This window comes from Cupriavidus sp. 01L46 (assembly GCF_056399905.1).
In genome coordinates this window covers 25258-38911 of record NZ_JBFTSF010000026.1, presented here as the reverse complement: position 1 = coordinate 38911, position 13654 = coordinate 25258, and the positions used below count along the sequence as shown (strand labels likewise).

Below are 13654 nucleotides of genomic sequence, written 5' to 3'. Positions count from 1 at the left end.
GCGCCACCCTGGCCGCCATGCAAGCCATCGTCGGCGCCGGCGCCTGCCTGAGCGGCGACGCCGACACCGAGTCCTACGTCACGGATTACCGCCGCATCTATCGCGGCAAGGCCCAGGTGGTGGTCATGCCCTCCACCACCGAACAGGTCAGCCAGGTCATGGCCTGGTGCCACGCGCATGATGTGCCGGTGGTGCCGCAAGGCGGCAATACCTCGCTGATGGGCGGCGCGGTGCCCGACGACAGCGGCACCGCGGTGCTGCTCAGCCTGGGCCGCATGAACCGCGTGCTGGCCGTGGACACCATCAACGACACCATGACGGTGCAGGCCGGCGTCACGCTCAACGCGGCCCGCGCCGCGGCCGAGCAGGAGCAGCGCTTGTTCCCGCTGCGCATCGGCTCGGAAGGTTCCTGCCAGATTGGCGGCAACCTGGCCACCAACGCAGGCGGCACCGCCGTGCTGCGCTACGGCAATATGCGCGACCTGGTGCTGGGCATCGAGGCCGTGCTGCCCGATGGCCGCATCTACTCGTCGCTGCGCGGCCTGCGCAAGGACAACACCGGCTACGACCTCAAGCAACTCTTCGTCGGCTCGGAAGGCACGCTCGGCATCATCACGGCGGCCGTGCTCAAGCTGATGCCGCAGCCGCGCGCCAATGCCGTGGCCTTCGTGGCCGTGCAAAGCCCCGAAGCCGCCGTGCGCCTGCTCGGCGTGGCCAAGCAGCATGGCGGCCAGGCCGTCACCGCGTTCGAGCTGATCTCGGCGCCCGCGCTGGAACTGGTGCTCGAATACCTGGGCGACGTAGCCTCGCCGCTGCCCGCGCGGCACGACTGGATGGTGCTGATCGAGCTGACCTCCGGCGGCAGCGACGAAAGCCTCAACGCCACGCTGATGGAAATCCTCGAAGCCGGGCTGGCGCAAGAACTGGTGCTGGACGCCGCGGTGGCCGCCAGCCTGGCCGACGCCCAGCGCTTCTGGCGCATCCGCGAGGAAATCTCGGACGCGCAGACCCGCACCGGCGGCAGCATCAAGTGCGATGTGTCGGTGCCGCTGTCGCGCATCGCCGCGTTTATCGGCGACGCCTCGGCCAAGGTGCTGGCACTGGAGCCCGCCGCGCGCATGGTGATCTACGGCCATATGGGCGACGGCAACGTGCACTTCAACCCGCTGCGCCCCAAGGACCGCAGCGCCGCGGACTTCCTCGGCCAGTGGTACGCGCCGATCTCCGAGGCGGTGGACACGCTGGCTCACGCGGAAAACGGCTCGATCTCCGCCGAGCACGGCATTGGCGTCGCCAAGCGCGACGACCTGAAGCGCTACAAATCGCCGGTGGAGCTGGAGCTGATGTGGCAGGTCAAGCGGGCGCTGGATCCGAAGAACCTGCTCAATCCCGCCAAGATGCTGCCAAGGCTGGACTGACGTAAAGCGGGAAACGGGAAGCGGGAAACGGGAAGCGGGAAACGGGAAGCGGCGGCCCATCAATGCGAAACGCTCTCATTGATCATCCGCCGCTTCCCGTGCGGGCTGGCCATGAAAAGCGCGAGCAAAACGGTCGCCACAATGATTACGCCGTCGAAGATCCAAAGCGCCGAATGCACGCCGACCCGATCCGCCAGCGCACCGCTCGCGATGACCGGCACGCTGAATCCGAAATACGCGAAGAGGAAATAGCCGGAAGTTGCCCGAGCCCGGTTGGCGTCGGTGGAACAGGTTGAATTCGCGGCGAGGCCTGCAAGATAGGTAAAGCCGTAGCAAGCCGCGCTCGCGAGCATCGCGCCTGACAGCAGCAACGGCAGCGACGAGAAGACAACGCCCGCGATCAATACGGTGAAGCCGCAGGGTACGAGCAGCATGCCCAGGCGCAACGACCGCGGAGGCGTTAGCTTGCGCGCCACGGGCTGGACAACGAGTCCGGTTGAAATCACGAAGAAAGTGGAAAACCCCGTCCACGCATCGTGCCCATGCGCGGCGAGCGCCACCGGGACCAGAGCAATCACCATCCCGACCGCCGACCAGGCAATGAGAATCGCAACGCTATAGATGAGCGTCTGCCTGGGAAAGACGGGCATGCGAAGCCACGCCGACGAACGCGGGAACGATGGCTCCCGGATCATGGCGAGCAAAGCCACCCCGCAAGCGGCGCAAAGTAGGTAAGCACCATAGGTCACGGGGGTCTGTTGAGACGGCGCCGCCAGGAGACAGAGGCCGGTCGCCAGCGCGCCGCAGCCGAAGCCCAGCGAGGTGGCCGCCGCGACGATGCGCGCGGCCCGCGCAGCCGCCGCTGGCCGCGGCCCGATCAATTCGACAAGGAACTGTGTGCCGCTGCCAGCCATCAGTCCGGTCGCGATGCCGCACAATCCGCGTGCCGCGGCCAGCGCCTCTAGCCGGGGCCACATCATCGGCAACGCGGTTGCCGATGATGTCAGCAGCAGTGCGCCGATCAAAGGCAATTTCCGCCCCACGCGATCCGATAGCCCGCCAAGGAAAATCAGCGTGGGCACCAATCCGGCCACATAACAAGCGAAGGCAAGCGTCTGCGCCCCAGCGCCCATCTGGCTTGCCCGTGCGTAAGTCGTGTAAAGCGGCGCTTGCAGATTCACCGCACCGGTAATCAGGAACAGTGTCAGGGCCACCACCCGGACGGGCCATGGGCCCGCCTTCGCGGTGGAACGGACCAGGGGATCAAGCATGGGTTCGTGGGCAAGGGATCGAGGGAGCTTAGTATTGCCCYCCGTGGATATTAGTGCAATAATTTCATTGCACTAATATCAATCCAAGAAACGATGGCAGCCCCTGCGCGATACCTGGAACACGTTGAAAGACTTGCGTCGCTGATACAGGATGGCTCGCTCGAAGCGGGCAGCCGGTTGATGGCCCATCGCGATTACGCGGACGAACATGGCATCGCCGCCGCGACCGCCGCCCGTGTTTATCGGGAGCTCATTGAGCGCGGACTGGCGATTGGCGAAGTTGGGCGGGGTACCTTTGTCCGCACAATAGAGACACAGGCCGCTGCCGAGTTCTCTCAAATCAGCGAACGCGAGCCCGGCCTGATCGACCTGGCGTTCAACTATCCGGTCCTGCCTGAGCAAGCCGCACAGTTGCGTCATGCGCTGCGCAATCTCTCCGACAAGGGGGACCTGTCGACCCTGCTCGACTATCACCCGCATCCGGGGCGTCGCGAAGACAGGGAGATGGCGGCAAAATGGTTCTCCACCGCCAGCGCGCCGATCGATGCCGCGGGCATCATGGTCTGTGGCGGCAGCCAGCACGCCCTGAGCGTCATTCTGGCAAGCCTTGTCACGCGGCGCGATCTGGTTGCCGTGGAATCCCTGACCTACCCCGGTTTCAAGAGCGCGGCGAAACTGCTGGGCATCCCCTTGGTCGGCGTACCCATCGACGACGACGGCATCGTGCCGGAGTCCCTCGATGCGGTTTGCCGCAAGCATGCAGGCCGGGTGCGCATCGTCTACACGATGCCCACGGTTCACAATCCCACCGGGAGCGTGATGCCGCTCGCGCGCAGGCTCGCCTTGATCGAGGTTGCGCGTCGCCACGGCTTGCTACTGGTCGATGACAGCGTGTACGGCTTTCTCGAAGCTTCGCCTCCGCCAACGCTGCGCAGCCTGGCGCCAGATTGCGTGATCGAAATTCACAGCCTGTCGAAGAGCGCGGCCCCAGGGTTGCGAGTGGGCTATATGGTCGCACCCGAACGGCTCAGGGACCGGCTCCATGAGGGACTTCGCGCCACGTTGTGGTCCGCGAGCGCCATGACCGCCGCACTGGCCACCGCATGGATGCGGGATGGCACGCTGGCGCACTGGATCGTGGCGAAGCGCGACGAGGCGCGCTTGCGGCAAGACCTCGCGCGGCGCATCCTCGGGGCGTGGCCCATCAAGGCGCACCACACCAGCTTTCATCTGTTGCTCGACCTGCCGAAACACTGGAGACCTGATGACCTCGTCATTGCGTTGGCACGGCAAGGTGTGACAATCACACCCCTGGCCGCCTTTGCCGCGCCTGATATGCCGGCAAGCCGTACGATAAGAATCGCCATGGCGGCGCCTGCCACAATCCGGCAACTGGAAGCCGGACTCCTGGCCGTGGCGCAGACGTTKAACGGACCACGCCAGGGTGACGCGTTGCAGACGGCCAGGAACGCGCGCCCGAGCCCATGACGCAGACCGCGATGATAGCGCGCGTGCATCTACGGTCAACGGTGGCTCGTGGCTCGTGGCTATGGTTGTGGAACTTCTCTGACCCTGGCCAAGCTGGTTCCCCATCTATACTTGGCGTTTGGCAGCCAATAGCCTTCACGATGATGTAGGACCATGAAGACAAAAATCATTCTGTTGCGCGGTCTGACGCCGACGGGAAAGAACAAGGTGCTCATGGCACCGCTGCGCGCTGCACTGGAAGAAGCGGGCCTGCGCAACGTGAGAACCTACATCCAGAGTGGCAACGTCATTGCCTCCACGAACCTGAATCAGTCCGCCATCGAGGATCTGGTTCACGATGTCATCAAGGAACGGTTTGGCGGCGAAATCAAAGTCCTGGCAAGGTCGGCACCGTACTTCAATGAAGCGATGGAAAACAACCCGTTCAAGGGCGCCAATCCCGCCAAGCTCTATTTCACGCTGCTTTCAGCCAGGCCGGAAAATGCGTTGCTGGAAGCGTTCCATGCGCTTGAACATGCACCAGACCAGGTACAGGTGGTCGGTGACATGGCGTACGTGTTGTGCGCCACGAAATACAGCGACCTGAAGGCCAACAACAATTTCATCGAGAGAAAGCTCAAGGTGGCCGCGACGACCCGTAATTTCAATACGATCTCGAAGCTCATTGCGCTCGGTGCAAATGAACGCTAAGCAACCCCACCTGGTCTGAATGGATTTAGCCAACCGGAGCCGGCTATATATGAAAAGAACACTACTGCTGCCGATCTGCGCAGCGCTGATCGTCCAGATTTATGGTTGCGGAGAGAAAGCCAAGGTCGACGCGAATCCCGCGCCGGCCAGCGTCGCCCAGCAGCCGGCTGTCACGCTGTCGATCGATTCCGTGGCAAGCAACACGCACGGTTTCAATGCCGGCAATTTGCTCAGCGCCAGGAAGGTCTATATCTTCTTTGATCCGCAGTGCCCCCATTGCGGTGAGCTCTGGAAGGCTGCGAAGCCACTGCTGTCGTCCGCGCACTTCATCTGGATCCCGGTCGGACTGCTGACCCCGGAAAAATCCGCGCTGCAGAGTGCCTACCTGCTCGGTAGCCAGAACGCCGTCAAGGAGATGGACAATCATGAAGCCTTGATCGATGCGCGCAAGGGAGGGCTTGAGGTCTCCGCCGCACAGGCCCCGGAAAACGCCGTGAGCCAGGTCAAGGCCAACACCGAGTACTTTCTACGGTTGAATCTGGACAGCGTGCCATTCGCCGTATTTCAGGGCCCGGGGGGCGAGATGTTGACGTTTTCGGGGGCGCTGACTACCGAAGCACTCAAAGAGCGGCTTGGCATCTAGTCAACCGTAGTTTCCTGACCTGGCAAACCGCCTGGTCGTGAAGGCGTGATGGCGTGAAAGCTTCACGATCCAACCCAATGAACCTAAGAACGGACAAGACCATGTGGAAGCACCCCGTACGCCAAACCCTTGCCGCATTCGCTGCCACCCTGGCGCTACCTGCGCTGGCCGGTGTCGTGACGGGCACGGCGACTTATCGTGAGCGTATTGCGCTGCCTCCCGATGCCGTGTTCGAAGTCACACTGCAAGATGTATCGCGCGCCGACGCACCTGCCGAGGTCATCGGCCGGTCCGCGCTGGATCCGGCAGGCCAGCCGCCCTTTCATTTTGGGGTTGCCTACCGGGACCAGGYGATCGAGCCTGGCCATCGCTACGCCGTGCGGGCGGTGATCCGACAGCATGGCCGGTTGCTGTTCACCACCGACACGCATGCCCCGGTGCTCGATGGCAACAACGCGCCACTCCAGTTGCAGCTGGTATCGGCTTCCAGGGGCGAGGCGAAGCCATCGGGAAAGCCGACTGCCCAGGTGCCAGACAGCCCGTTGCGCGGAACCTACTGGAAGCTCACGCGGCTGGGCGATGCGCCGGTGCGCGTGGCGGAGCGCCAGCGCGAACCGCACCTGATCCTTGCCACAAACGAGGCGCGGCTGTCAGGCAATGGCGGCTGTAACAGCCTGATGGGCGGCTATGAAGCCGATGGCGACCAGCTTCAATTCAAAGGCCTGGCGGGCACCATGATGGCCTGCGCACAGGGCATGGCCCAGGAAACGCAGTTCCTGCACGCCCTGGAAACGGTACGGCGCTACCGCATCGCGGGCCGCCAGCTCGATCTGCTCGGCGCCGACAATGCCGTGATGGCGCGCTTCGAGGCTGTAGCGTTGCGCTAGTAGGGGCTGTCTATCGAAAAGCTCGGGGTCGTGATATTTTGTTGAATTTGCGATTTTTGACGATTTTCCGACGGGGAAATTGGGCAGGCTGACGTCCAGTCCTGGCTTACGCGCAGGGGACTGCGCCCGCCTCGCAGCGAATACGGGCCTGACCGGAGGTCGTGAGACACGTTTTTCCGCATCATCTGATGCTAAAATTGATGTCAACCGACAACGGAGGTTGCCATGCGCACCACGCTTGCTTTGGATGATGACTTGCTGGCCAAAGCCCAAGCCCTGACCGGCTTGTCCGAGAAATCCTCCCTCGTTCGCGAAGCGCTGCGTGCGCTGATCGAGCGCGAAAGCGCGCGCCGCCTGAGTCGTCTCGGGGGCACTGAACCCGCCTTGGAGCCGGCGGCACGCCGCCGGTCGGAGCCAGTGTGATCCTCGTCGACACCTCGGTCTGGATTGACCACCTGCGTGCCGGCGATGCGGCGCTAGCCGCCTTGCTTGAAGCCAATCGCGTCTTGGCCCACCCGTTCGTGATAGGCGAGATCGCCCTGGGAAGCCTGCGGCAGCGTGATCTGGTGCTAGGCGCGCTGCGCGACCTGCCGCGCGCGGTGGTGGCAACAGACGACGAAGTCGACCGGATGATTGGCGACCAGGCGCTGCATGGACTGGGTATTGGCTATGTCGACGCGCATCTGTTGGCCGCCACGCGGCTGACGCCCGGGAGTGCCTTATGGACGCGCGACCAGCGCCTACTGGCCGTCGCGGATCGCCTGGGACTAGCCGCTCGGCCAGCGCACTAGCCACCGGCTCCCCCCTTCGAGGACCATTTCCGACCTACTTTCTGACCTACTAATCMGGAACGTAACAATGAATCCAGATCTCGATTCCATTTTTTCCAGCATCGACAAGGCGGCCGCAGAGGCTCGCGCACAGGGTGACAAATGGATTGTCATCGATTGCGTCTACGAACACCTCGGCGCGCTGGAAAGCCAAGACTATCAACAAGTCCTGGCGCGCATATTGGCCCTGATCGAAAAGTATCCCGAGCTGGATTATGGTGGCCCTGGCCCCTTCGGGTCGCTGATCGAGCGCCAGCCGGTCGGCGTCTATGCAGCGCAGTTGCTGGCGTCACTAAAGCGGCAGCCGAGCACGCAAGTGGTCGCGTTCCTGGACCGCATGATGCGCATGGACGAAGCTGAGCGCGAGGAGCAAGGCGGCCCAACAGTTGCGGCCTTTGTGGATGCCCTTGGCGCGGTGCTGCAACATCCCGCCGCGGACGACGATTGCAGAGAGTTTKCGCGAATGTGCCTGACTCCGTGAGCGGAAAAAACGGCATCGGACTGAGGTTGGCATCGCTGTCCTGGCGCGAGCGCCAAGGACAGCTATTTGGAAAGCCGCATATCTGCTAGGCGAGTTTCTTGTACAAATACCTTACCAGGCGCATTGGCACAGCCTCTTTGCCATTGCGCGTCGGAATAGCGCGGATGCTCACAGTGGCGCGATTTCGGTTATCGCGCCACAATCGCGCCACAATCGCGCCAAAACCGGGCCACTTCTGAAGGGAATCGCGCCAACCTCCCGTGGCCCGCGGCGCATATCTCGGTCCTTGCCTGTGTCAAAATGACGCGCAGCCTGCCTGATCGCACCGCGCCTTGGCTGGGGTAGACTGCGCCGCGCCCGCTTGCATATAACAATGACGCTTATCCGCCGCATCCGCTTGACCGCATGGCTTGGCCTGATCGCCATGTGGCTCATTGTGCTTGCGCCGGCAGTCAGCCAGTTCGTGGCCGCGGCCCAAGCCAGCGATCCCGAAGCCGTCATCTGCTCGGCCGCCCACCCGGGCGATGCGCCCCATGGCATGCCGGGCAGCGCGCTGAATGCCTGCGGCTATTGCGATCTGCTGGCGGATCATGTGCCGCTGCCTGCCCTTGCGCCTGCGGCGCTATCGGCGATMCCGCTGCTGGTGGCCGCCACGGCGCACGTGCTGGTCACCCGCTTCACGCCACTCGGGGCCTTTCCTTCAGGACGCCCCAGGGACCCTCCGGCTCTACCTCAATCCAGTCTGTAAGCAACACACGCCCTTTGGCGTGATCGTGGCGTCCGCGCGCACCTGCCCGCGGACGCCGGACAACGATTTGAGGTAGACCCAATCCCAATCATGCGCACGCTGCTGCCCCTAGTCATCCTTGGCACCATCGGCACGCTGGCCGAGGCCCCTTCCCGCAGCGCACGTTCTACCTGAGCCTGAAGTACACCCTTTGACGAATCCCGCCATGTCCAAGCCTCTCGAACGGCCGCCCATGCCCACGCAAGCCACCCTGCCCTCGCCGGCCGCAGCGGCGTCTTATCGCATGCTCTGGCGGTGGCACTTCTACGCCGGGCTCTTCGTTGCGCCCTTCCTGGTCGTCCTGGCGATCACCGGCACGATCTACTGCTTCCAGCCGCAGATCGAATCGCAGCTCTATCCGCACTTGCTGCGCGTGGAGGCCGTGGGCGCGAAGCTTCCCGCCCAGGCCCTGCTGGACCGGGCCTGGGCCCAGGCGCCCGAAGGGGCCGTCGCGACAACGTACACCGTCGATTCGTCCCCGCGCGCCAGTGCCGAGTTTGTGTTTCGGCTGCCGTCGGGCAAGAGCGAAAGCCTGTAYCTGGACCCGTACACCGGCAATTTTCTCGGCAGCTTGAGTGTGGAGGACCGCTTGATGAAGCAGGTGCGCATGCTGCATCGCGCGCTGCTGCTGGGCAAGACCGGGGAGCTGCTGATGGAGCTGGCGGCATGCTGGTCGCTGGTGATGATTGCCACGGGCGTCGCGATGTGGTGGCCGCGGCTGGGCGACAAAGGCGGCAAAGCCTTCGTGATCGGCAAGGCCGCCGGCGGGCGCGGCTGGTGGAAGGAAGTCCACCTGGTCATCGGCGCCTGGATGGCGATCGGCGCCGTGGCGTTCGTGTTGTCCGGATTGCCCTGGACCGCATCGTGGGGCAAGCAATTCAAGGCGATCGCGACTGCGGCGCGGCTGGGCAATCCGGCCGGCGCATGGGGCGACGCAGGGGTCTGGTCGACGCCGGGCGCGGCCAGCATGGATGCGCTTCCCCTCGCTGCGGTCCCCTGGGCGGTCGGCATGGCCAAGGTTCCGTCCGGCTCGGCGCCGGCAGTGGGTGCTGCCGCGATCAGCCTGGACCGCGCCGTGGCGATCGTGGCCGAAAACGGTGTCTCGAGCGGCTACCAGCTCGTGCTGCCGAAGTCCGCCACCGGCGTGTTCACTGCGTCCTATTTCCCCGCGGATCCCAAGGTGGAACGCACGCTGCATATCGACCAGTACACCGGCAAGGTGCTCAAGGACATTCGCTACAGYGACTACGGCCCGGTGGCGCAGGCCATCTCCTACGGCACGTCCCTGCACATGGGCCGCTATTTCGGCTTGGCCAACCAGATTGCGTGCACGGTGATTTCGCTGGGCCTGATGATGCTCGCCGTGACGGGCCTCGTGATGTGGCTCAAGCGCCGGCCCGCGCGCGCCCTGGCCGCACCGTCATTCCCGCGCACGCTCCCGCCCATGCGGGCATGGGTGATCGGCCTGGGTCTGCTGGGCGCGGTGTTCCCGATGATGGGCGCCACGCTGGTGATGGTCTGGCTGCTGGATCGCTGGTTCGCACGGCCGGCCACCGTGCGGCCGGCCGCGCCAGACGCAGCCAGTCCGCTCAGAAGCGGTAGTTGACGCTCAGCTCGACCCGCCGGCCGGATCCTTGCAGCCATTGCGTGGCGTTGTAGTAGGCGGTGGTGACGTAGTGCTTGTCGAAGACATTGAACCCGCGCAGCGCCAGCGTCGTGTCCCGGCGCGCGCGCCACTGGAGCGACAGGTCGGTGGTCGTATAGGCCGGCATCTCGAGTGAATTGGCGCGGTCGGCGAAGCGCCGGCCCACGTAGCGCAGGCCTGCGCCGGCGGTCCATGCCGGGAGAAAGCGCCACGTCACCCAGACGTTGGCCAGCCGCTCGGGCACGTCCGTGGGCACATTGCCACTACGGGAAACCGCTGCGCCCCCCACGGATTCCGTGAAATCGTCATAGCGCGCCTGCAGCAACGCGGCATTGGCATCCACGCGCCAGCCGGAGAGAAACGCCAGCCCGAAGGTGGCTTCCAGCCCTTTCGACGACTGCTGCCCCACCTGCACGCTGGCCGCAGGATTGGCAACGTCACGCGTCACCAGGTTCTTCTTGACGATCCGATAGGCGGCCAGCGTCAGCTCGCCCTTGCCCTGCCAGAAGCCCTGCTTGACGCCGACTTCGACCTGGCGGCCGGTGGAGACGTCGAAGTTGCTGTTGGCCGGCGTCAGCATCAGCAAGGCACTGACCGGATCGGCCGCCTCGGCGTACTGCGCATACACGGCGAGGTCCGGCGTCAGGTTGTAGACCATGCCGGCGCGCCAGCCAACATGGGAGAGCGTCTTGTCGAAGGCGGCCTGCCCCGCCACCAGGTCACGGCGCGACAGGTCGGCGCGGTCATRGCGCAACCCGCCCAGCACGGACCAGCGCGGCGTCACCTCAAGGCGATCCTCGGCAAACAACGCGTACTGCGTCGCTTCGTTGCGATAGCGCGGCGTGGTGCCCGCCACGTTGATAAACGTACCGCGGTCGAAGACGTAGGGATCCACCGCCGACGTGCCCGAGTAAGGCGAGTTATTGGTATGCGTGAACGACGCCCGATTGACGTCGAAACCCACCGACACGCTGTTCTTCATGCCAAATAGCCGGTGCCGGAGCGTGGCATCGGTGGTATTGCCGACCTGCCACTGGTCGTGCAGGATCTCCGTATAGGACGAGCGGCTGACCAGCCCCGTGGCCGGCACGTAGTTGTAGTACTCGGCATTGCGCCAGTGCCGCTTGCTGTCGATGTAGTAAAGGCGCGAGCGCACCGTGGCATCAGCATTCGGTGTCCACTGCGCGGCGAGTTCCGTCCACTGGTCGTCGAACTTGAGCAGGCTGTCGCCAACGTTGTAGTTCTTGCTCCGCAGCGCCGCGTCCTGCTGCCCGTTGACCAGCGGCACGCCGAAGTAGCGCTGCGGCTCCTGCCAGCCTTTGGCATAGCTGAGCTTGAGGCTCAGGTCCGGCGTGGCGTCCCACTGGATGGCACCGGACAGCGACAGGTTCCGGGAGTCGCCGAGATCGACGGATCCGTCGGAGCGGTTGCCGCTCACATCGAGCCGGTAGGCGAGCTTGTCGTTGATGGCGCCGCCGCTGCCGAATGCCAGCCGCTGCGTATTCTCCGTGCCCAGCGCGGCCTGGATTTCATTCTCGATAGGGCCGCGCGCTGGCTTCTTCGGCACCACATTGACCACGCCGCCGATGGCGCCCTCTCCGTAGATCACCGAAGCCGGGCCGCGCAGCACTTCGACGCGCTCGACCGACCAGGTATCGAAGGGGAACGTGATGCCGATGCCGCCATACTGGCGAATCCCGTCATAGAGCTGCATCACCGAGGTCGAGCCCGTGAAGCCGCGCGCCGACAATGCAGCGCCGCCGTTGCCGGGGTGGCCGAGGCCGGACAGCCCCGGCGCGCGGGCGATGGCATCCACGAGCGATGCGTCGCCGCGTTCTTCCAGCTGCTCGCGCCGGATGACGTCGACGCTGGCCGGCGTCTGCATGGGCGCAAGTCCCAGGTTGGAGCCCGTGGATGCCTGCCCGCGCAACGCGGACTCCGGCGCAGCGGAGACAGTCACCGGGGCAAGGTCGGGCGCTTCGCGAACTGCGTCCTCAGCGTAGGCGGGAAAGCCGGCGGTTGCGGCGGCGAGTGCAAGGCAGTGATGTCGAAGCGAAGCGGGGAGCATGAATGGAGGCGCGCTGAGTCCGGAGAGTTGTCGGCTCGAAGCGCCACTCGTGCGAGTGGCGCTAGAGGCGCGAAAGTCTACCCAGCGGCCTGACATCAAAGGAATGCGGCAATGCGACGCATTGGGCGCAATGCGTGGCCGCGCCACCCATGCAGCGGCCATTTGCCACAGCCTCGCCAATGAATGGAAGCCCGAAGCCCGGCGCGAGCCGCTACATCCCCTCGCTCACCAGCCTGTCCGCCTCCGCCTTCACCGTCTGCCCATGCTGATCCAGCACCGGCGCCGCGAACGGCTCCGGCCCCGGCGTGCGCCCGAACTTGATGGCACGGGTGAAGCCGCGATACCGGCCCACGGTGGGATGCTCGAACGTGGCCACCATGCCTTCCGCCTGCACCTGCGGGAAGTCGAACATGTCTTCCACGGAGCGCGCGGCGGCGCAGGGGACCGCTTCGCCGAAGTGCGCCTCCCATTCCAGCGCGGTGCGGGTTGCCAGCGCGCGGTGCAGCGTGGGGACGATCTCATCCTGATGCAGCGCGCGCTTGCGCACGCTGTCGTAGCGCTCGGTGGCGAGTTCCGCCAGGCCGGTTTTCTCGCAAAGCGCCGCCCAGAAATGCGGCGTGTTGGCGGAGATGTAGAGATAGCCTTCCTTGGTCGGATGAATGCCGGTGATGCCGCCTGAGCGCATGTCGCGGCCAACCTCCCTGGGTTCGTTGTCCGCCCAGACCATGCGGGCCGATTGCATGGTCAGCGCCGCGCGCAAGAGCGAGATGCCGACATACTGGCCTTCGCCGCTTCTCTCACGCTCGTAGAGTGCGGACGCGACGCCGCCGGCGACCAGCGCCGAGCCGTAGTAGTCGACCACCGAGCCATAGAGAATCTCTGGCGCGCCGCCCTGCTTGCCCTGCAGCGTGCACATGCCGGTCATGGTCTGCAAGACCTGGTCGTAGCCAGCCTTGTCCTTGAGCGGGCCGTCTTCCCCATAGCCGGTCACGGCGCAATAGATCAGGCGCGGGTTGACCAGCTTGAGCTGTTCGTAAGCAATGCCCAGCCTGGGCGGCACGGTGGGCCGGAAGTTGTGCACCAGCACGTCGGCGGTGCGCACCAGCGCCATCAGCCGCTGCAGATCGCCGGCTTGCTTGAGGTCGAGCACCACGCCCAGCTTGCTGCGGTTGACGCCCAGGAAGGCGCGGCTCTCGGCCTCCAGCGAGGAAGGGTACTTGCGCAGGTTGTCGCCGGCGGGCGGCTCGATCTTGATGACCTCGGCGCCCTGGTCGGCCAGCAGCGAGCAACCATAGGGGCCAGCGATGTAGGCACTCAGGTCCAGCACGCGCAGGCCGGACAGCGGGCCTGGCTTGCCGGTGCGCGCGCTCAGCGGCGCGGCGCGGTCATCAGAGGGGGAACGCATGGAGATCTCCGGAAACAGGCAGTAGAGGCCATAGAGGCAGT

13 protein-coding genes are annotated in these 13654 nt (G+C 64.9%); 10 read left to right on the top strand and 3 right to left on the bottom strand.

Features of this window, described 5'->3' with window-relative positions; genetic code table 11:
• Positions 1-8: 8 nt before the first annotated feature.
• Positions 9-1418, top strand: coding sequence for an FAD-binding oxidoreductase (locus AC1DS3_RS07300; RefSeq protein ID WP_477126920.1), 1410 nt, complete (start codon positions 9-11; stop codon positions 1416-1418).
• Positions 1419-1477: 59 nt separating this feature from the next.
• Here AC1DS3_RS07300 and AC1DS3_RS07295 read toward each other — a convergent pair whose 3' ends face one another.
• Positions 1478-2689 carry an MFS transporter gene (locus tag AC1DS3_RS07295; RefSeq protein ID WP_441640976.1) on the bottom strand — a complete coding sequence of 404 codons (1212 nt, stop codon included), beginning with the start codon at positions 2687-2689 and terminating at the stop codon, positions 1478-1480.
• Between the two features lie 93 nt (positions 2690-2782).
• Here AC1DS3_RS07295 and AC1DS3_RS07290 point away from each other — a divergent pair, with 93 nt between their 5' ends.
• From AC1DS3_RS07290 to AC1DS3_RS07250, 9 genes are all read left to right on the top strand, one after another.
• On the top strand, positions 2783-4177 hold the full coding sequence (locus AC1DS3_RS07290; protein ID WP_477126918.1) for an aminotransferase-like domain-containing protein: 1395 nt from the start codon (positions 2783-2785) through the stop codon (positions 4175-4177).
• A gap of 153 nt (positions 4178-4330) precedes the next feature.
• Positions 4331-4867 carry a DUF1697 domain-containing protein gene (locus AC1DS3_RS07285; RefSeq protein WP_441640978.1) on the top strand — a complete coding sequence of 179 codons (537 nt, stop codon included), beginning with the start codon at positions 4331-4333 and terminating at the stop codon, positions 4865-4867.
• A 19-nt stretch (positions 4868-4886) separates the two neighbouring features.
• Positions 4887-5510 (top strand): thioredoxin domain-containing protein, encoded by a 624-nt coding sequence (locus AC1DS3_RS07280; protein ID WP_441640979.1) that lies wholly within the window; start codon positions 4887-4889, stop codon positions 5508-5510.
• A gap of 77 nt (positions 5511-5587) precedes the next feature.
• Positions 5588-6397 (top strand): YbaY family lipoprotein, encoded by an 810-nt coding sequence (locus tag AC1DS3_RS07275; RefSeq protein WP_477126917.1) that lies wholly within the window; start codon positions 5588-5590, stop codon positions 6395-6397.
• 225 nt (positions 6398-6622) lie between these two features.
• Entirely contained in the window at positions 6623-6820 is a 198-nt protein-coding gene (locus AC1DS3_RS07270; protein ID WP_150986132.1) for a type II toxin-antitoxin system VapB family antitoxin, read from the top strand.
• The gene (locus AC1DS3_RS07265; RefSeq protein ID WP_441640981.1) at positions 6817-7188 is read left to right on the top strand and encodes a type II toxin-antitoxin system VapC family toxin; all 372 of its coding nucleotides are present in this window, start codon (positions 6817-6819) and stop codon (positions 7186-7188) included. The genes AC1DS3_RS07270 and AC1DS3_RS07265 overlap by 4 nt, the downstream gene beginning before the upstream one ends.
• A gap of 67 nt (positions 7189-7255) precedes the next feature.
• Positions 7256-7708 carry a hypothetical protein gene (locus tag AC1DS3_RS07260; RefSeq protein ID WP_477126916.1) on the top strand — a complete coding sequence of 151 codons (453 nt, stop codon included), beginning with the start codon at positions 7256-7258 and terminating at the stop codon, positions 7706-7708.
• A gap of 373 nt (positions 7709-8081) precedes the next feature.
• Positions 8082-8456 (top strand): DUF2946 domain-containing protein, encoded by a 375-nt coding sequence (locus AC1DS3_RS07255; RefSeq protein WP_441640983.1) that lies wholly within the window; start codon positions 8082-8084, stop codon positions 8454-8456.
• A 205-nt stretch (positions 8457-8661) separates the two neighbouring features.
• Positions 8662-10101 (top strand): PepSY-associated TM helix domain-containing protein, encoded by a 1440-nt coding sequence (locus AC1DS3_RS07250; RefSeq protein ID WP_477109644.1) that lies wholly within the window; start codon positions 8662-8664, stop codon positions 10099-10101.
• On the opposite strand, the gene AC1DS3_RS07245 is transcribed toward AC1DS3_RS07250, so the two are convergent.
• Together AC1DS3_RS07245 and AC1DS3_RS07240 are read right to left on the bottom strand one after the other, a co-directional pair.
• The gene (locus tag AC1DS3_RS07245; protein ID WP_477126915.1) at positions 10085-12208 is read right to left on the bottom strand and encodes a TonB-dependent receptor; all 2124 of its coding nucleotides are present in this window, start codon (positions 12206-12208) and stop codon (positions 10085-10087) included. The two genes, AC1DS3_RS07250 and AC1DS3_RS07245, sit on opposite strands and share 17 nt — an antisense overlap.
• Before the next feature lie 211 nt (positions 12209-12419).
• Entirely contained in the window at positions 12420-13613 is a 1194-nt protein-coding gene (locus AC1DS3_RS07240; RefSeq protein ID WP_477109646.1) for a CaiB/BaiF CoA transferase family protein, read from the bottom strand.
• Between the last annotated feature and the right edge of the window lie 41 nt (positions 13614-13654).

What these genes read in the sequence shown, in the direction of transcription:
- AC1DS3_RS07295 (WP_441640976.1), bottom strand. Translation starts at nt 2,689, where the DNA reads ATGCTTGATCCCCTGGTCCGTTCCACCGCGAAGGCGGGCCCATGGCCC.
- AC1DS3_RS07285 (WP_441640978.1), top strand. Translation starts at nt 4,331, where the DNA reads ATGAAGACAAAAATCATTCTGTTGCGCGGTCTGACGCCGACGGGAAAG.
- AC1DS3_RS07280 (WP_441640979.1), top strand. Translation starts at nt 4,887, where the DNA reads ATGGATTTAGCCAACCGGAGCCGGCTATATATGAAAAGAACACTACTG.
- AC1DS3_RS07270 (WP_150986132.1), top strand. Translation starts at nt 6,623, where the DNA reads ATGCGCACCACGCTTGCTTTGGATGATGACTTGCTGGCCAAAGCCCAA.
- AC1DS3_RS07240 (WP_477109646.1), bottom strand. Translation starts at nt 13,613, where the DNA reads ATGCGTTCCCCCTCTGATGACCGCGCCGCGCCGCTGAGCGCGCGCACC.